Annotated in this window: 15 protein-coding genes; 6 read left to right on the top strand and 9 right to left on the bottom strand. The window is 69.4% G+C overall.

All coding sequences use genetic code 11. From position 1 onward, the window contains the following. Positions 1-22: 22 nt before the first annotated feature. The 7 genes from FHS23_RS01930 to FHS23_RS01900 form a co-directional block, all read right to left on the bottom strand. Complete coding sequence (locus FHS23_RS01930; protein ID WP_343053574.1) at positions 23-427, bottom strand: GlcG/HbpS family heme-binding protein; 405 nt, start codon at positions 425-427, stop codon at positions 23-25. Further along, the gene (locus tag FHS23_RS01925; RefSeq protein WP_183646746.1) at positions 412-846 is read right to left on the bottom strand and encodes a glycerol dehydratase reactivase beta/small subunit family protein; all 435 of its coding nucleotides are present in this window, start codon (positions 844-846) and stop codon (positions 412-414) included. Before FHS23_RS01925 ends, FHS23_RS01930 begins: the two co-directional genes overlap by 16 nt. Next, positions 843-2,669 carry a diol dehydratase reactivase subunit alpha gene (locus FHS23_RS01920; RefSeq protein ID WP_183646743.1) on the bottom strand — a complete coding sequence of 609 codons (1,827 nt, stop codon included), beginning with the start codon at positions 2,667-2,669 and terminating at the stop codon, positions 843-845. The genes FHS23_RS01925 and FHS23_RS01920 overlap by 4 nt, the downstream gene beginning before the upstream one ends. Before the next feature lie 4 nt (positions 2,670-2,673). Continuing rightward, the gene (locus tag FHS23_RS01915) at positions 2,674-3,264 is read right to left on the bottom strand and encodes a propanediol/glycerol family dehydratase medium subunit (RefSeq protein ID WP_246381268.1); all 591 of its coding nucleotides are present in this window, start codon (positions 3,262-3,264) and stop codon (positions 2,674-2,676) included. Between the two features lie 16 nt (positions 3,265-3,280). Continuing rightward, the gene (locus FHS23_RS01910) at positions 3,281-4,987 is read right to left on the bottom strand and encodes a propanediol/glycerol family dehydratase large subunit (RefSeq protein WP_183646740.1); all 1,707 of its coding nucleotides are present in this window, start codon (positions 4,985-4,987) and stop codon (positions 3,281-3,283) included. A gap of 268 nt (positions 4,988-5,255) precedes the next feature. Continuing rightward, positions 5,256-5,684: a diol dehydratase small subunit gene (locus tag FHS23_RS01905; RefSeq protein WP_343053573.1), complete on the bottom strand. Its 429-nt coding sequence runs from the start codon at positions 5,682-5,684 to the stop codon at positions 5,256-5,258. Positions 5,685-5,877: 193 nt separating this feature from the next. Next, positions 5,878-7,404: a helix-turn-helix domain-containing protein gene (locus tag FHS23_RS01900; protein WP_183646734.1), complete on the bottom strand. Its 1,527-nt coding sequence runs from the start codon at positions 7,402-7,404 to the stop codon at positions 5,878-5,880. Between the two features lie 215 nt (positions 7,405-7,619). Between FHS23_RS01900 and exaC the strand changes: the two genes are divergently transcribed. Together exaC and FHS23_RS01890 are read left to right on the top strand one after the other, a co-directional pair. Continuing rightward, positions 7,620-9,143, top strand: a complete 1,524-nt coding sequence (gene exaC / locus FHS23_RS01895) for an acetaldehyde dehydrogenase ExaC (protein ID WP_183646731.1) — start codon at positions 7,620-7,622, stop codon at positions 9,141-9,143. 5 nt (positions 9,144-9,148) lie between these two features. Further along, positions 9,149-9,517 (top strand): DUF779 domain-containing protein, encoded by a 369-nt coding sequence (locus FHS23_RS01890; RefSeq protein ID WP_183646728.1) that lies wholly within the window; start codon positions 9,149-9,151, stop codon positions 9,515-9,517. Between the two features lie 150 nt (positions 9,518-9,667). Here the strand turns inward: FHS23_RS01890 and FHS23_RS01885 are convergent, their stop codons facing one another. Continuing rightward, a complete protein-coding gene (locus FHS23_RS01885) occupies positions 9,668-11,119 on the bottom strand; it encodes a sigma-54-dependent Fis family transcriptional regulator (RefSeq protein ID WP_183646725.1) in 1,452 nt (483 codons plus the stop codon). A gap of 175 nt (positions 11,120-11,294) precedes the next feature. Here FHS23_RS01885 and FHS23_RS01880 point away from each other — a divergent pair, with 175 nt between their 5' ends. From FHS23_RS01880 to FHS23_RS01865, 4 genes are read left to right on the top strand one after another with little or no spacing between them, the layout of a single operon-like run. After that, complete coding sequence (locus tag FHS23_RS01880; protein WP_183646722.1) at positions 11,295-12,320, top strand: amidohydrolase family protein; 1,026 nt, start codon at positions 11,295-11,297, stop codon at positions 12,318-12,320. Then, positions 12,320-13,090, top strand: a complete 771-nt coding sequence (locus FHS23_RS01875) for an iron-sulfur cluster assembly protein (protein WP_183646719.1) — start codon at positions 12,320-12,322, stop codon at positions 13,088-13,090. The genes FHS23_RS01880 and FHS23_RS01875 overlap by 1 nt, the downstream gene beginning before the upstream one ends. Further along, positions 13,087-14,112, top strand: a complete 1,026-nt coding sequence (locus FHS23_RS01870) for an NAD(P)-dependent alcohol dehydrogenase (RefSeq protein WP_183646716.1) — start codon at positions 13,087-13,089, stop codon at positions 14,110-14,112. Before FHS23_RS01875 ends, FHS23_RS01870 begins: the two co-directional genes overlap by 4 nt. Before the next feature lie 41 nt (positions 14,113-14,153). Next, the gene (locus FHS23_RS01865; RefSeq protein ID WP_183646713.1) at positions 14,154-14,477 is read left to right on the top strand and encodes a putative quinol monooxygenase; all 324 of its coding nucleotides are present in this window, start codon (positions 14,154-14,156) and stop codon (positions 14,475-14,477) included. Positions 14,478-14,833: 356 nt separating this feature from the next. Here FHS23_RS01865 and groL read toward each other — a convergent pair whose 3' ends face one another. Then, complete coding sequence (groL, locus tag FHS23_RS01860) at positions 14,834-16,525, bottom strand: chaperonin GroEL (protein WP_183646710.1); 1,692 nt, start codon at positions 16,523-16,525, stop codon at positions 14,834-14,836. Between the last annotated feature and the right edge of the window lie 30 nt (positions 16,526-16,555).

Genomic DNA, 16,555 nt, shown 5'->3' with positions numbered 1-16,555 from the left:
CCGGGGCGCTGTTCCGCACGCGTCAGGGCAGGGCCGCGACACCTGCCTCGGCGACCTCGGTGTCCTGTTCGACGCTGCCCGCGCTCACGCCGATCGCACCGATGACCTCGCCGTCGCGTTCCAACGGGATACCGCCGCCGAAGACCACGAGACCACCGTTGGTCGTCTCGACCCCGTACAGCGGAGCGCCGGGCTGTGCTGCCTCCCCGAGCTGTGCGGTCGTCATTCTCAGTAGCGCCGACGTGCGGGCCTTGCGGGTCGCGATGTCGATGCTCGCCAGGATCGCGCCGTCCTGTCTGGCGAACGTCACCAGGTGCGCCCCGGCGTCCACGACGGCGACGTTCATCGGCTGAGCGATCTCCTCGGCCTTGGCCAGTGCGGCCTCGAGCACGGCCTTGGCGTCCGCGAGTGTCAGTGATGCGGCCACGTTTCCTCCATCTGTTCGGGTGGTTCCTTCAACGGCAGTCCGATGACGAGTCGGGCGGCGTTGTGCCCGCACCATCGGGCACGGGCGGCGTCCGTGGTGACCACCGGCCGGTCGGCGGGGCGTTTCGCGTGGTGTACGCAGACCCGGCCTTCGGAGTCGATGCCGACGCCGACGTCCAGCGTGGATGCGCGGGCTGCGGCGTGCGCCAGTTCGACGGCCGTGGCACTCGCCCCGTCGCCACACGTCGCGCCGCCCGCGTCGGCACTCGCATCGGCCGGGTCGGCGAGTCGCACGGGGACGCCCTCTTCCTCGAGCCCCGCCAGCAGCTCACGGACGCCGTGGTCACCGACGCACCGGGCGACGACGGTCGGCGGTGAGTGGCGGTCCCGCTGCCCACGGCGGTCGACGATTCCGCTCATAGGGCGCGCCCCGCGTGGGCGTCCACCAGGCCGGTCGCGACGGCGTTGCGCGGGCCCTCGCGGCCACGCACGTTGCCCGTGCCGCACACGATCCCGGCACCCGCGACAGCCTCGGCGATCATGTCCGGGATCTCGAAGTCCAACGCCGACCCGCCGAGCACCACGACGAAACCGATCTCGCGCAGGTTACCGCCCGGCGCGACCCGTTCCAGGGCACGCAGGGCGTTCACGACGAACACCTTGTGTTTGGCCGACCTGCGCACCTGACGGACCTTCTCCAGCGAGTGCCGCGTCGGGACGGGCCGCATGCCCTCCTCGCCGAGCACGACCACGCGCGCGAACGCCTCCGCGGGCAGCGGTTCGTCGAAAAAGCGCGCCGTCCCGTCCTCCATGCGCACGTGGAAGAAGCTCTCCGCCTTCGCGAGCGGGTTCTTCTTGATGTCCTCGGCGACCTCGCGATTGTCGAGGCCGAGCTCGGAGTCGATCAGCTTCGTCACCAGGTCGCCCGCGCCCGCCAGGTGGACCGAACGAACCTCGCCGTCGCCGGTGGCCAGCGCGGCGTCGGTCGAGCCCCCGCCGAGATCGAGCACCGCCAACGGCCGCTCGGTGCCCGGAGTGGTCAGCGCACCCAGCACGGCCATGTCCGCCTCGACCCCGCCCACGACGACGTCCACGCCGAGCGCCGACCGCAGCTGTTCGGCGAGCGCCTCCATCGGAGCTCTGCTCGTGCGCACCATCGCGGCGAGTGCCACCGCGTTCTCGAGCGCGAACTCACCCGCGAGCGCGCCGGTGACGTGCTGCGGGACGAACGTGTCGACCGCCAGCACGTCCTGGATACGCACGTCCGGCTCATCGGCCGTGTCCGACAGTGTTTCCGCCATGGCGTCGCGCACCGTGGCCAGCATCCCGCCCACGTGAGTGCCCGGTTCGCCGGTCGCGTCGGCCAGCGGGGTCACCCGACGCAGGGTGGCCATGATCTCCTCGGCACCCGCGTCGATACCCACCGACAGCCGGGCGTGCTCGCCGATGAGCGTCAGCGTGCCCGCGGGGATGCGGCGGTCGGCGATGTCCCCGGACGGCGTGCGCACCACGACGGCAGACCGGTTGCCCACCAGCGCCCTGGCCACCGGAGCGACGAGACGGGTCTGGTCGGGATCGAGGTCGAACAGCGTCGCGATGCCGTACGAGTTGGACAGCGTGCGCACGGTCCTGCCCGGTTCGGCCACTTCGACGGCCGCGGGCATGCCCAGCGGCACCTTCTCGATCAGCGTCACCTCGTCGACCACCGGGATCGGCTGCGGCAGCCGGTTGACGACGAGGTTCGCGTCGTCGGCGTGCACCACTGCACCGGTCACCTCGACGCCGCGATCACGCGCGGCAGCGATGCCGGCGGCGGCGTCCTCGAAGTCCACGCCCGCACCGACCACGCAGATCACCCGCTCGCCCGGCCCGCACTCGTCGAGCTCGCCGAACGCCACCGTGGTGCCCGTGCCGAGCCCCGCGCCGGCGGGCGTGTCCGGGTTGTGCCCGATCATCGTCGACTCGGTGATGACGGTCTCGGTGATCGTCTCCATCGCCAACCCGCTGATGACCGGTGTGGCCTCGTTGACCAACACCGTCGCCAGCTCGTGTGGGGCGCGCCCCACTGCGGACAGCGCCTCCTGCACCACCTTGACCACGCCCGGCACGTTCTCCGCCGTGCCCTTCACCCCGGACGTCGGCGCGAGCGCCCCGCCCAGGTAGCGAGGACCGTCGGGGCCGAGCTCGGCCAGGCACGCCTCGGTGGTGGAGTTGCCGATGTCGACGCCGACCAGCAGAGTCACGGCGTCAACCGGCGTCGGCCAGCCGGATCCGGACGTCGAGCTCGACCGGTGCGGCGCCCGCCGTCACGAACTCCGTCTCCTTGATGTGCAGTAACGCCGCCTTGGCCTGCCAGCGCGGCCGGGCCATGTAGTCGTTGCGTGCGGGGACGGGCTCGGGCGACTCACCCTTGGCGTAGCGCGCGGCATTGCGGCCGACCTTGCGGAACGTTTCCGGGTCGAGCAACGGCGCCTGCGGAAAAAGCTCCAGATTGGACAGCCGGACGAGGTCCTTCTGGTGGATCATCGTCGTACCGCGGGACAGTAGGCCGACACCGATGCCCGAGCCGGACAACCGCGCCGCCGCGTGGGCGATCACCGCGAGATCCGAACCGCTGCGGTAGCGGATCACCCGCGCGTGCACGCCCTGTTCCTCGACGCCCGCGAGAAGCTCCCGCAGCACCTCGGCGTGCGGGATCTCCACGATCGTCTTGGTGAAGGAGTCCCCGAACGCGGGCGAGATACCGATGACCACCTCGTCCGGACGGATCCCCACCGCGGCCTCGCCCCGTTCGACCGCGTCGAGCACCCGTTCGGGTCGCGCTTCCATACTGGTCATGGCAGGAGGTGTCCTTTCAGCCGATTTCCTCTTCGGGATTACTGGCGCTGACGACGTGGCGAAGGCGTTTCATCTCGCGCCAGCGTTCGCCCGCGGGGCGGTAGCCGCTGCCGGGACCCGCGTAGTCGTTGGCGTCGTTGACTGCGGACAGGGTCTCCAGCTCGGGCGTGAGGATCGCCGACGTGTGCAGCAGGTCGCCCGACACTCGGTGCCGCAGCACCGACAGCAGCGTGTGCGCCATGTCGCTGTACCCGGCCGCCTCGAGCGCCTTGATCACGTCGAGTCCGGTGATCCCGCGGTCCATGACCGACTGCGCGGCCTTGAGGTCCTCCAGCACGTCCCGCATCGGCAGGTCCTGACTGCCGTGCGCGTAGGTGGCCGCCTCGACCTCCTTGTCGGTGATCGTCGGCAGCCCGAGCTGGGCGAACACCGCCTGCAACGCGCGGGCCGCCCTGCTGCGCGCCGCCAGCAGCTCTTCCTCGGGAACGTGCCGCAGCGCGCCGTCGACCTGCAGGTCCCGCTGAATGGTGTTCCAGTCGTCGTAGTCCGTCGAGTCCAGGTTGGACCCGGCGAACATGTTGTCGTAGTTGGGCACGGCCGAGTACCCGGAGCACACGAAGTCGGTGCCCGACAGCAGCTGCGGCAGCAGGCGCGCGGTGCGGCGCATGTCGGAGTGCGAGAACGACTGGTCGTTGCCGGACGCGCATTCGAGGTCGGCGGTGCTGGCGAGCAGGTTCTCCGCGAGCACCGCGCGGATGCCCGCGGGAACGGCGCCCGGAACGCCGATGCAGCTGATCGACCCGTTCTGCAGCCCCTGCACGCCGGCCCCCTTCGCGACGAGGATGCAGCGGATCTCCAGGTACAGCATCGAGCGGCCCTCGGCGTTACCCATCTGCACCTCGGAACCGGTGCCGGAGGTGAATCGCATCTTGATGCCGCGCGAGGCGTAGGCCGAGGCCAGGAAGGCCTTCGACCACGGAGTGTCGTCGCCGTCGCAGAACACCGGCTCCGTGCCGTAGACGGAGATCGTCTCGGCGTAGGCGGTGATGCCGCGCATGCCGAGTTCCAGCTCGGTGGCCTCCTCGAGCGCGCACTGGGTCAGCGCGCCCGGAGTACCCGCGAGGGCCCCGACCTGCAGTGCGATCGCCACGAGCGGCGCGTAGCGCACCACGCCCAGAGTCGTCTCCAGCTCCCGGAACCCGCGCAGCGACGCCTCGGCCGCCTCAGCAGCGACCTGCACCGGGTTGTCGCGTGCGCTCGTGGAGTGCGCCTGGTTGGCAGGTGTGCGCCGGGCGCGCATCTTCTGCAGCGCCTGCATCATCTCGACGACGTTCATCGTCTTGACAACCTCGAGCAGGGCGGCGGGGGTCAGGCCGCCAGCGACCTCGACGACCTCCGAGCGTGTCACCGTCGGGTCGACGAGCATGCGCGCCACCTCGACCGGTTCGAGTGCCATGGCGTGTTCGGTCACCGACACGTCGATCGCGTGGTCGGCGATGAACTGGTCGAGGAAGTCGAACTCGGCGCGCGGCTTGCCGTCCATCTCCACGATGACGCCGTCGGCCACCCGCACGCTCGGTGTCGGGTCGTACGGGCTGTCCATCGCCACCATGCCGACCTCGGGCCACTCCTCGACGAACCCGTCGAGGTTGACCGGCCGTTCCTCGAGCGCCTCGGTGCGTTTGGATGCCGGAGTCGATACCGGAAGTGGTTCCGCAGTCATCGTCGGATCTCCCTGTCGCGTGCGGAGGATGGAGTTGATCGGAAGGCCGGTGCGGGCGGAGGCCGAGTCGCGCCGGGCGGTGTCGGATCGGGCGGTGTCGGTTCGGAAAGTGCCGTCTCCCGAACGTGCCCCGATGTTCGAGGAACGTCGTGCCCGGGAAGTGTCGTGTGTCGGAAAGGTCCGGTGCCGCAGGAGCTGTGCCGGAAGGCCTGGGTCGGAAGCACCGTGCGTGAACCGCTCCAAGGGACGGCACCGGTGTGCGGTGGCGTCAGGCCAGGATGTCCCGGCGCTCGTAGACGTCGGCGGCTTCGCGCACCAGTTCGGCGCACAACGTCGCGGAGTACTCGCCTTCGAGCCGGTCGGCGATGTCGGTGAGCTGCTGTTTCGTCGAGGCGTTCGGCCGCAGCGAGTTGTAGATGGACAGCACGAGATCGTCCGGTAGCGCGGTCAGCTCGGCGGCGCGGCGGAAGTTGCGTGCCAGCTGCGTGCGGCCCACCCGTTCGGCGACCTGCGCCTGCAACCGCAGCGTGTCGGGCGAGATGCGCAGGTCCTCGGCGGCGACGTCGCCGGAGAGCACCGCCTGCATGGTCAGCTCGTCGATCGGTTTGCCCGTCGGAGTGCGGAGCAGCTCCGGTCGGTGTGCCGCGAGCGGGTAGTCGCTGCCCGGATCGAGTTCCACCTGGTCGGGAAGTGTCACCGCCATCACCTGCCTTCTGCGTTGAAGCCGGTATCGGGTGTCGAACCTATGCGCAGGGGCGTTGCACCGACGTTGCAGGCGCCCGGGCCTCGTGCGCGATCTACGGTTGTGGAACGGCGGTGCGGTCCCGGCCACCCGGCCTTCGACCGCGGACGCCGTCCCACGGCGTCCTCACGGGCCGCCACAGGTCTCGTCAGCCATCGTCGTCGCTGTCGAGCAGCCAGGCCAGTCGTGCATCCGCGACCGGGCGACGCGGGTCACCCGCCCGAAGGACCCGCGTCAGGTGCTCGAACACCTCGATGTCGTCGCGGCCCGGTTCGCCCTCGGACAGCGCCCAGAGGGCCTCGGGATCGCCGCTGTCGAGCACGGCGGTGCGCAGGGCGACGGTCCGCTGCTCCCGCTCCGCGCGAATCGTCGGCGACTCCGAGCGGGCCAGCAGCGGTGCGGTGGCGATCGAGGCCGCGGTCGTGAGGTCGCCGGTCGCGAGGGCGTCGCGCACGCGCAGGAAGTCGGCGTCCACGTCGGCGGCCAAGCGGTACGGCTTCGCGAGGAGCGCATCCCCGAGTTCGCTGCGCAGGCGGTGCACCTCGGCGCGCACCGTCGTGGGGTTGCCGGCGTCGCCGTAGAGGTGCAGTGCCAGCTGGTCCGCGGTCAGCCCGTCGGGATGCAGTGCCAGCAGGGCGAGGATCTCCGCCCTGCGCAGTGTCAACGGCACGCTTCGCCCGTCCAGCTGCGCCTCGGGGGCGGTGCCGAGGAACGACAGCTGCAGCGTCGGTCTGGCGGGGCGTGCGGGGATCGTCTTGCCTTCCTTCCGCGGCATGCGGAGGAGATACCCACCGGACAGCGGTTCGAGCAGTGCTTCGCGACCGTCGAGGTCGACCCGGTCCGTGCCGGGTTCGACGGCGACCCGGTGGGGGAACGTGCCGAGCGGGCTCGCGGCGATCACCCTGCCGGACGTGGTGAGCAGTGCTCCCGGTTCTCCGCCGAGCCGTTCCAGGCGAGGCAGGTTCCTCCTGCGCAGGCGTTCGTCGGAGTCCTGCATCCGCAGCCGTAGGTGGTTCTCCGCGACCTGCGCGGTGGCGTTGACCAGCGACACCATCGCCGGATGCAGCGTGTCGAGCCTGCCGCTGATGTCGATGGCGCCGAGTACCCGGCCGGTGTCGGGGTCGTGTATCGGGGCGGCGGCACATGTCCACGAGTGGTAGGTGCGCACGAGGTGCTCGGCCGAATAGATCTGCACCGGTGCGTCCGTCGCCAGCGCGGTGCCCATCGCGTTCGTGCCGATCGCCGATTCCGCCCACCGCGTGCCCTCGTGCAGGCCGACCGGGTCCGCCAGCCGGCACAGCCCGGACGGGCCCTCCCGCCATAGGATCGTGCCGTCGGCGTCGGTGAGGATCGTGATGTGCTGCGCCTCGTCGGCGATGCTCACCAGCAGTTCCCGCAGCGGTGGCAGTACGGCGTGCAACGGGTGGGAGGTGCGTACGTCGTCGAGTTCGTCGTCGTCGTACACCACCGGGGGGAGGTAGTCGTCCGGATCGACGCCGGTGGCCAGCGACCGGCGCCAGGACTCGGAGATGACGGTCCGCGGTGCCGCCCCACCGTTCTTCCCGCCGAGCTCCTCGTCACTGAGCGCGGCGTCGCGGATCTGCTTCAGCACACGCTGCTGAGCGAACGGGTCCGACACGCTGTGCAGGGCGTTCGGGGCGGGTTGGGATCTCATGGACACTCCGCGGCGGCGACGGTGACGGGCGGTGCTGTTCGTTCGAGCATGCCCCGGTCGCGCTCCCGAGAGCAAGGAAGTGGCACGAGGTGACCCCTCGTGACCCGTCACGGCGCGCCGCGACATCGCGACGCGGTGTTGCAACGCGCCTGCAACGTCGCGGTTCCTACGTTCGGCGATCAGGCAGTGACATCGAGCAGAGAGGCTCTTTTCGGATGACTACTTACGCCGCACCGGGGCAGCCAGGCAGCGTCGTCGCGTTCGAACCGCGGTACGACCACTTCATCGGCGGTGAGTACGTGCCTCCGGCCAAGGGTCAGTACTTCGAGAATCCGACGCCGGTCACCGGCAAGGTGTTCACCGAGATCGCGCGTGGCACGTCCGAGGACATCGACCGTGCCGTGGCCGCGGCCACCGGTGCCGCCGACGCGTGGGGCCGCACGTCGCCCGCCGAGCGTGCCGTACTGCTCAACCGGATCGCGGACCGCATGGAGGCCAATCTCGAGGCCATCGCCGTGGCCGAGAGCTGGGAGAACGGCAAGCCCGTCCGCGAGACGCTGGGCGCCGACATTCCGCTGGCCATCGACCACTTCCGCTACTTCGCCGGTTCGATCCGTGCGCAGGAGGGCTCGATCTCGCAGATCGACGCCGACACCGTGGCGTACCACTTCCACGAGCCGCTCGGTGTGGTCGGCCAGATCATCCCGTGGAACTTCCCGATTCTCATGGCGACGTGGAAGGTCGCTCCCGCGCTGGCCGCGGGCAACTGCGTGGTGCTCAAGCCCGCCGAGCAGACCCCGGCCTCGATCCACGTGCTGCTGTCGCTGATCGCCGACCTGCTGCCCGCGGGTGTGCTGAACATCGTCAACGGCTTCGGCGCCGAGGCGGGCAAGCCGCTGGCTCAGCACCCGGGCATCCGGAAGGTCGCCTTCACCGGTGAGACCACCACCGGCAGGCTGATCATGCAGTACGCCAGCGAGAACATCATTCCCGTGACGCTCGAGCTGGGCGGCAAGAGCCCGAACATCTTCTTCTCCGACGTCGCCGCCGCCGACGACGCCTTCTACAACAAGGCGCAGGAGGGCTTCGCGATGTTCGCCCTCAACCAGGGCGAGGTGTGCACGTGCCCGTCGCGTGCCCTGGTGCAGGCGTCGATCTACGACAGGTTCATCAGCGACGGCGTCGCGCGCGTCGAGAAGATCCAGCAGGGCAACCCGCTCGACACCGACACCATGATCGGTGCGCAGGCCTCGAACGACCAGTTCGAGAAGATCCTGTCCTACATCGACATCGGCAAGCAGGAGGGCGCGAAGGTCCTCACCGGTGGCGAGAAGGCCGACCTGGGCGGCGAGCTTTCCGGCGGTTACTACGTCAAGCCGACCGTGTTCGCGGGCGACAACAAGATGCGTGTCTTCCAGGAGGAGATCTTCGGGCCGGTCGTGTCGGTGGCGACGTTCGACGACTACGACGACGCCATCAAGACCGCCAACGACACGCTCTACGGCCTCGGTGCCGGCGTGTGGTCGCGGGACGGCAACACCGCGTTCCGTGCGGGCCGCGACATCGAGGCCGGTCGAGTGTGGACGAACTGCTACCACGCCTACCCCGCGCACGCGGCGTTCGGCGGGTACAAGCAGTCTGGTATCGGCCGGGAGAACCACCGGATGATGCTCGACCACTACCAGCAGACGAAGAACCTGCTGGTGTCGTACTCGCCCGATGCGCAGGGTTTCTTCTGACGACCATGAGCAGAGTGGATCTCACCGACGCCGCGGCGGATCTGCTGCGACGACTGGCCGCGGAGCACGGACCGTTGATGTTCCACCAGTCCGGCGGCTGTTGCGACGGTAGCGCTCCCATGTGCTATCCGGCCGGTGAGTTCCGCACCGGCGCAGCGGACGTGCACCTCGGCGACCTCGACGTCGCCGGGATGCACGACCCCGTTCCGGTGTGGATGTCGCGGGCGCAGTTCGAGTACTGGCAGCACACGCACCTGACCATCGACGTGGTCGAGGGGCGCGGCAGCGGATTCTCGCTCGAGGCCCCGGACGGAGTGCGGTTCCTGATCCGCTCGCGGCTACTCACCGACGAGGAACTGGCCGAGCTCGGCTGACCGGCGAATCCGTCACCGGACCGGCAGGTTCCGCACCGGCCCACTCCGGCTCACTCCGACCCGCGAGACCCGTTCGCCGAAGAGTCCACTGTGGACATACCGGCGAACGGGTCTCGTGCCAGTTTTCGTGGTCCCGCGGGAGCCCTGGACTCAGGGGGTGCGGTCGGGGACCGTGATGCGGTACTGGCGGATCTTGCGGTAGATCGTCGCCCTGCCGAGCCCCAACTGCTCCGCCGCTTCGCTCACGGTCGTGCCCGGTTCGGTCAGGCAGCGGACGATCTCGTCCCGTTCCACCGACTGCAGCCTGGTCAGCGGCCGGCCGGGGCCGGTGAAGACCTCGGGTGCGAGGTGGTGGAGGTCGATCCGATCCGTCCTGGCGGCCGCCTCTCGGACGACCCGACGGAGGCCACGGACGTTGCCCGGCCAGTCGAACGCCGTCAGTGCACGGGCGGCCGCCGGGGTGAAGTCGATGTCCCGGCCCCGAGCCTGGTGGGCGAAGTGTTTGGCCAGCGGCATGATGTCGTCCGGACGGAACCGCAGGGCCGGTACGTCGACGACGACGTCGATCAGCTCGCGGAGCTCGTCCGGCAGCGTGTCGGCCGACGAGGCCGTGACCACGTAGGGCTGCATGTCGCGGGTGGCTCGCACCCTGGTGAACAGGTGCGCCAGCTCCGTCGTCGCCCATGCGGGCATACTGTCCACCCCGGAGACGATCACGCAGGTGCTGTCCTTGCCGAGTTCGGGGACCCACAGCTCGAACCACGACTCGACGTCCTCGGGTGCGGGCGGCCTCGCGCTGAGGACACGCTCCCGCCGCAGTTCGCGGCGGGCCAGCGAGGCGAGGGCCGTCTTGCCCGTACCCGGCTCGCCGACCACGGCGACGGCCAGTCCGCGCCGGAACGCGGTGCGTGCCTCGGCGAACGCGCCGCGCCAACCGGTGGTCGGCAGCGCCTCCTCCGGCGCGCGTGAGCGGTCGGCGTAGACACGGAACACCTCGCCGTGCGGCGTGGGCGGAGCGAACCTGCCCGCACCCCTGGCCAGCATCAGCGCCGACGTGTTGGCCGCCGCCGACTGGGCCAGCGCCATCAACAGTTCGGGGGCCGAATCCGACCAGGTCGTGAGGTTGACGCTGCCTGCGACGTCACCCGACGGATCGACCACGGGTGCGGCCGCGCACGTGTAACCGCGCAGACCGGTGCAGTAGTGCTCATCGGCACGGACCAGCGACGGCGCGCGGTCGGCCAGCGCGAGACCGAGGCCGTTCGTCCCGGCATTGCGTTCGGCGAAGTAGAACCCCGGGGCCAGGTGCACGCGATCCAGCGAGCGGTTGATCGTCGCGTCCTCCGACAGTCGGCTCAGCACCAGCCCGTCCGGGTCGGTGATCATCATGCTGACCGGCTCGTTCGCCAGCGTCTTCTGCAGGCCGCGCAGTACCTCGCGCCCGCATTCGTACAGCAGCGATTCGGTGTCGACCGAGCCGGTGAACACGGGCCGGATGTCGTCGGCGGCCAGGCCGTAGCGTTCGCTGCGGCGCCAGGACGCGCGCAGTCGTGGAGCGCCGCCCGGTGGGTTCGCGGGGAGCGAGAAGTCGTCGCGTTGCATGTCGAGCCTCCCGAGCGCGTCATTGCGCCTTCCTGGGTCAGACAACCACAGCGTGTCTCGAAACTCAGCGGCCCAGGTGTCTCAAAGTGAGACACGCATGGGGTCCCCGGCGACTCCTGGCGCTCGTAGCGTTCCCGCACCACGTGCCACCGGCGCCACGTACGGGAGGAGACCCATGTACACCAAGGACGGCGAGAAGTACTTCATTCTCGATGCGCACGTCGCACTCTGGGACGCCCGTCCCGAGAACCAGCGCAACATCCACGGAAAGCAGTTCATCGACTGCTTCTACGACTACCACCGCAACCTCAGCCCGGAATCCGAGGTCTGGCCGTACGAGGAGTACCTGTATCAGGGCGGCGAGAGGTTGATGCGTGACCTGTTCACCGACGGCTACGTGGATCACGCGATCTTCCAGCCCGCACTGCTGAGCGCGTTCTACAACAACGGGTTCGGTCAGACGGAGGAGGCGTTCGCGCTCGCGCAGCGGTACCCGGACAAGCTGACCTACAACCACTGCTGGGATCCGCGGTTCGAGCAGGCGGGACTGGATCAGCTCAAACGCGACGCCGAACGGTTCGGGTTGAAGGGCGCCAAGCTCTACACCGCCGAGTGGCAGGGTGATTCGCGCGGTTACAAGCTCGACGACCCGTGGTCCTATCGCTACCTGGAGGCGTGTCAGGAGCTGGGCATCCGCAACATTCACATCCACAAGGGCCCGACGATCCGCCCGTTGGACCGCGACGCCTTCGACGTGGCCGACATCGACAAGGTGGCCACGGACTTCACCGACCTGAACTTCGTCGTCGAGCACTGCGGCCTGCCGCGGCTCGAGGACTTCTGCTGGATCGCCACGCAGGAGCCGAACGTGCACGCGGGCCTGGCCGTGGCGATGCCGTTCATCCACTCGCGGCCGCGGTACTTCGCCCAGATCATCGGTGAGCTGCTGTACTGGCTGGACGAGGACCGCATCCAGTTCTCCAGCGACTACGCGATCTGGACGCCGAAGTGGCTCGTCGAGCGGTTCGTCGACTTCCGGATCCCGGAGGACATGACCGAGTACGCGCCGCTGACCACGGCGCAGAAGAAGAAGATCCTCGGTCTCAACGCGGCGAAGATGTACGACATCGACGTTCCTGCCGAATGCCGACTGCCCGCCGACGACACGGCGGACAGGGCCGACGCCGTGGCGGTGGCGTGATGCGTGCCGCGGCGAACGAGCAGACCGGCACGGAGGCCACGGACGGTACTCCGGACGCGGACGTCCTGGAGCGGGCACGCGAGGCGCTCGGCACCGTCGTCGATCCCGAACTCGACGAGCCGATCACCGACCTCGGGTTCGTCCGTTCGGCGGACGTCACCGACGGTGAGCTGGTGGTGCACTTGCGGCTGCCGACGTCGTTCTGCGCGCCCAACTTCGCCTACCTCATGGCGTCGGACGCGAAGGACGCGTTGCTACCGCTGGGCATGCCCGTCACGGTGCGACTCGACGACCACCACGATTCGGAGATCATCAACCGTGGTCTGGCGGCCGACGCCGGTTATCGCGGCACGTTCGGAGACGAGGCCGACCAGGACCTCGACGAGCTGCGGCTGACGTTCCGGCGCAAGGCGCACACGGCGGCGATGGAGCGGGTGCTCACACGGTATCTGCGTGCACATCCCGACCTGCCGGAGGAAGGTCTGCACGACGTCACGCTGGGCGACCTTCCCGACGACGACGCCACTCGCGCGCTGCTGCGGCACCGTCGCACGCTCGGGCTCCCCACCGGCGACGATCGGCCCGCGCTGGTCGGCGCGGACGGAGAGCCCTCGCCGCGGGACGAGGTGCCGTGGAGGCTGCGGGTCGCGCGTTCACTGCGTGTGTCGATGGACGGCAACGCACACTTCTGCCGTGGCCTGCTGCGTACCCGCTACCCCGATTCGGCGGCCGACCAGTCGCCCCGAGCTTTCCAGGAAAAGGTGTCATGAAAGCGATTCAAGTAGTCGGCTACCACGAGAAGCTGCAGCCGACCGAGATCCCGATGCCGGAGCCGGCCGGGCCCTACGACGTCGTGGTGAAGATCGGCGGCGCCGGTGTGTGCCGCACGGACATCCACATCCTCGAAGGCCAGTGGGCGGAGAAGTCCGGGGTCACGCTGCCTTACACGATCGGTCACGAGAACGCGGGCTGGGTCCACGCCGTGGGCAGCGCGGTCACCAACGTGGCCGAGGGCGACAAGGTCATCGTGCACCCGTTGGTGACGTGCGGCCTGTGCCGGGCTTGCCGGTCGGGTGACGACGTGCATTGCCAGCAGAGCCTGTTCCCCGGGATCGACACCCACGGTGGTTACGCCGAGTACCTCAAGACGTCGGCGCGCAGCGTCGTCAAGATCGACGACTCGCTGGAGCCCGCCGATGTGGCGGCGCTTGCCGACGCCGGGCTGACGGCCTATCACGCGGCGGCCAAGGCGGCCCGGACGTTGCGCCCCGGTGACCGGTGCGTCGTCATCGGTGCGGGCGGCCTGGGCCACATCGGCATCCAGGTGCTCAAGGCACTCACCGCCGCGGAGCTCATCGTCGTCGACCGCAACGCCGACGCCGTGCAGCTTGCGGTGTCGATCGGGGCCGACCAGGGTGTGGTCGCCGACGGCACACACGTGGCGCAGGTGCTGGAGCTGACCGGCGGCAACGGTGCGGAGGTCGTGGTCGACTTCGTCGGTGAGGGCGGCGCGACCGCCGAGGGTGTGCGCATGCTGCGTCGCGCAGGCGACTATCACGTGGTGGGATATGGCGAGAACATCGACATCCCGACGATCGACATCATCTCGGCCGAGATCAACTTCATCGGCAACCTGGTGGGCTCCTACAACGACCTCTGCGAGTTGATGGTGTTGGCCGCACAGGGCAAGGTGCGGCTGCACACCAGTAAGTACCGGTTGGAACGCTTCCAGGACGCCATCGACGATCTGGAAGCGGGCCGCATCCGCGGCCGCGCCATCCTCACACCCTGAGCCTGGGCACCGGGCACACACGACGACGAGGAGACGAATCGATGATCTTCATCACCGCGAAGTTCCGGGTCAAACCCGAGCACGCCGACCGTTGGCCCGAGATCTCGAAGGCCTTCACCCACGCCACGCGCAGGGAACCCGGCTGCCTGTGGTTCGACTGGTCGCGCAGCCTCGAGAACCCGAACGAGTACGTGCTCGTGGAGGCGTTCCGTGACGGCGACGCCGGTGCCGCCCACGTCAACTCCGAGCACTTCAAGGCCGCGCAACAGACGCTGCCGCCGTACCTCGCCGAGACTCCGCGGGTGATCAACACGACGGTCGACCAGGAGGACTGGTCGGAACTGGGCGAGATGGCGGTGAAGTAGCCACCGGGCTCAGGCCGGCCGGAGGGCGCAGCCCGCGCCGGTCTGCGGCCGTGGCCCGCACCGCCCCCGTCTCACCGAGATGAGGGCGGTTAGGGAGGAACCCGTCGCCCCCGACGGCGACGGGTTCCCTGCCGGCTCGTCGGAGCCGGCGTGTTCTCGCCACTCCCGAGCGGGCGAGTATCGAGGAATACCCGGCCGCCCGCCTGCGAAAACCAGGGCGGAGGCCGGCCGGCCGCACCGTCCTGACGAGGCCCTGGCCGTGGACCGAGACGCCGCGACTCGCCGGTCCACGGCCAGGTCGACCGGTGTCGGCCGAAACCGGCCCGGCCGGCTCTTCCCCGGTGGGTGTGCGCGCTTCAGCCCACGGACGGGCCCATGCCCAGCGACTGCGGGGTACTCGGATCGGGCGACGGCTGTCGCAGCCCTTCGTCGAGCTCGCCGATCTCGCTCATCAACGCTGGAGAGCCGCCCCACGGTGTCTGCTCCTCGGCGATGAGCGAGTTCGTCGTCAGCAACAGCCCGGCGACCGAGGCGCCGTTCTGCAACGCCGACCGCGCGACGCGCAGCGGGTCGAGGATGCCCAACTCGATCATGTTGCCGTAGCGGTTGCCGAGCGCGTCGAATCCTTCGTCCCTGCCGAGACCGCGACTGTAGGAGACGATGTCGTCGCCCGGGTATCCCGCGTTGCCCGCGATGAGGCGGGCGGGTTCGCTCAGCGCACGCCGCACGATGTCGGCGCCGATACCGTAGTCACCGTCGAGTCCGTGCCCGTCGAGCACCTGTTCGGCGTGCAGGAACGCCGCGCCGCCGCCGGCGACGATGCCCTCGGCCATCGCCGCGCGGGTGGCGGACAGCGCGTCCTCGACCCGGTGCTGCAGTTCCTTGAGCTCGGCCGGGGTCGCGGCGCCGACCCGGATGACGGCCACCTTGCCGGTGAGCGCGCCGATCCGTTCCTGCAGCACGTCCTCGTCGAAGCCGTACTGTGCCCGTTCCAGTTCAGCGCGCAGCTGACCTACGCGGAACGCGACGTCGTCCTCCGACCCGCCGCCGTCGACGATCGTCGTGCTGTGCTCGTCGACACGGACCGTGCGGGCCCGGCCCAGCTGGTCGAGCGTCAGGTTCTCCAGCGTGAACCCGGACTGGCGCGACAGCACCGCCCCGCCCGTCACGGCGGCGATGTCCTCGAGCTTGTGCAGCCGCCGGTCGCCGAATCCCGGCGCACGCACGGCCACGGACTGGAACGTGCCGTTGGTGTGGTTGTGCACCAGCATCGACAGCGCTGTGCCCTCGACGTTCTCGGCGATCACGACGAGCGGCCGCGGCGCGCGCATGATCTTGTCGAGCAGCGGCATCAGCTCCTGCACCTTGGTGATCTTCTCGGCACAGAGCAGGATGTACGGGTCCTCGACGACGGCCTCGAGTCTGCCCGGGTCGGTGACCAGGTAGGGCGAGAGGTAGCCGTTGTCGAACTCGAAGCCCTCGACGAAGTCGACGGCCATGCCGATCTGCGGCGACTCCTCGACCGTCACGATGCCGCCGTCGCCGACCGTGTGCAGCGCCTTGGCGATCACGGAACCGACGGCCTCGTCGTTGTTCGCCGAGATCGTCGCCACCCGCGCGAAGTCGTCCTCCGTGGCCAACGGATGCGCGACGGCCTGCAGGTGCTCCACCAGCCTGCCGACGGCGACGTCGATACCGCGTTTGACCAGGACCGGATTGCCGCCCTTGGCGATGGCGTCCATGCCCTCGTGGATGATCGCCTGCGCCAGCACCGTCGCTGTCGTGGTTCCGTCACCGACGATGTCGTTCGTCTTGATCGCGGCTTCCTTGACCAGCTGGGCACCCATGTTCTCGAACGGGTCGTGCAGGTGGATGTCCCGCGCGATCGTCACGCCGTCGTTGGTGACGTCGGGCGAACCGGTCAACTTCTCGATGATCACGTTGCGGCCCTTCGGGCCCAATGTCGATTTCACGGCTTCGGCGAGCTTGTCGACGCCGATCCGGAGCTGGTCGCGGGCGTCCGAGCCAAAGCGAAGGTCCTTGGCCATGGGGTCAACTCCTGTTCCGCGCGCCTCGTT

This window comes from Prauserella isguenensis (assembly GCF_014191605.1).
Taxonomy (GTDB): Bacteria; Actinomycetota; Actinomycetes; order Mycobacteriales; family Pseudonocardiaceae; genus Prauserella; species Prauserella isguenensis.
This window is presented reverse-complemented; position numbering and strand designations above follow the sequence as displayed.

Excerpts from the sequence above, each read along its gene's own strand:
- FHS23_RS01925 (WP_183646746.1), bottom strand. The coding sequence starts at position 846 with ATGAGCGGAATCGTCGACCGCCGTGGGCAGCGGGACCGCCACTCACCG.
- FHS23_RS01915 (WP_246381268.1), bottom strand. The coding sequence starts at position 3,264 with ATGACCAGTATGGAAGCGCGACCCGAACGGGTGCTCGACGCGGTCGAA.
- FHS23_RS01910 (WP_183646740.1), bottom strand. The coding sequence starts at position 4,987 with ATGACTGCGGAACCACTTCCGGTATCGACTCCGGCATCCAAACGCACC.
- FHS23_RS01900 (WP_183646734.1), bottom strand. The coding sequence starts at position 7,404 with ATGAGATCCCAACCCGCCCCGAACGCCCTGCACAGCGTGTCGGACCCG.
- exaC (WP_183646731.1), top strand. The coding sequence starts at position 7,620 with ATGACTACTTACGCCGCACCGGGGCAGCCAGGCAGCGTCGTCGCGTTC.
- FHS23_RS01890 (WP_183646728.1), top strand. The coding sequence starts at position 9,149 with ATGAGCAGAGTGGATCTCACCGACGCCGCGGCGGATCTGCTGCGACGA.
- FHS23_RS01885 (WP_183646725.1), bottom strand. The coding sequence starts at position 11,119 with ATGCAACGCGACGACTTCTCGCTCCCCGCGAACCCACCGGGCGGCGCT.
- FHS23_RS01880 (WP_183646722.1), top strand. The coding sequence starts at position 11,295 with ATGTACACCAAGGACGGCGAGAAGTACTTCATTCTCGATGCGCACGTC.
- FHS23_RS01875 (WP_183646719.1), top strand. The coding sequence starts at position 12,320 with ATGCGTGCCGCGGCGAACGAGCAGACCGGCACGGAGGCCACGGACGGT.
- FHS23_RS01870 (WP_183646716.1), top strand. The coding sequence starts at position 13,087 with ATGAAAGCGATTCAAGTAGTCGGCTACCACGAGAAGCTGCAGCCGACC.
- FHS23_RS01865 (WP_183646713.1), top strand. The coding sequence starts at position 14,154 with ATGATCTTCATCACCGCGAAGTTCCGGGTCAAACCCGAGCACGCCGAC.
- groL (WP_183646710.1), bottom strand. The coding sequence starts at position 16,525 with ATGGCCAAGGACCTTCGCTTTGGCTCGGACGCCCGCGACCAGCTCCGG.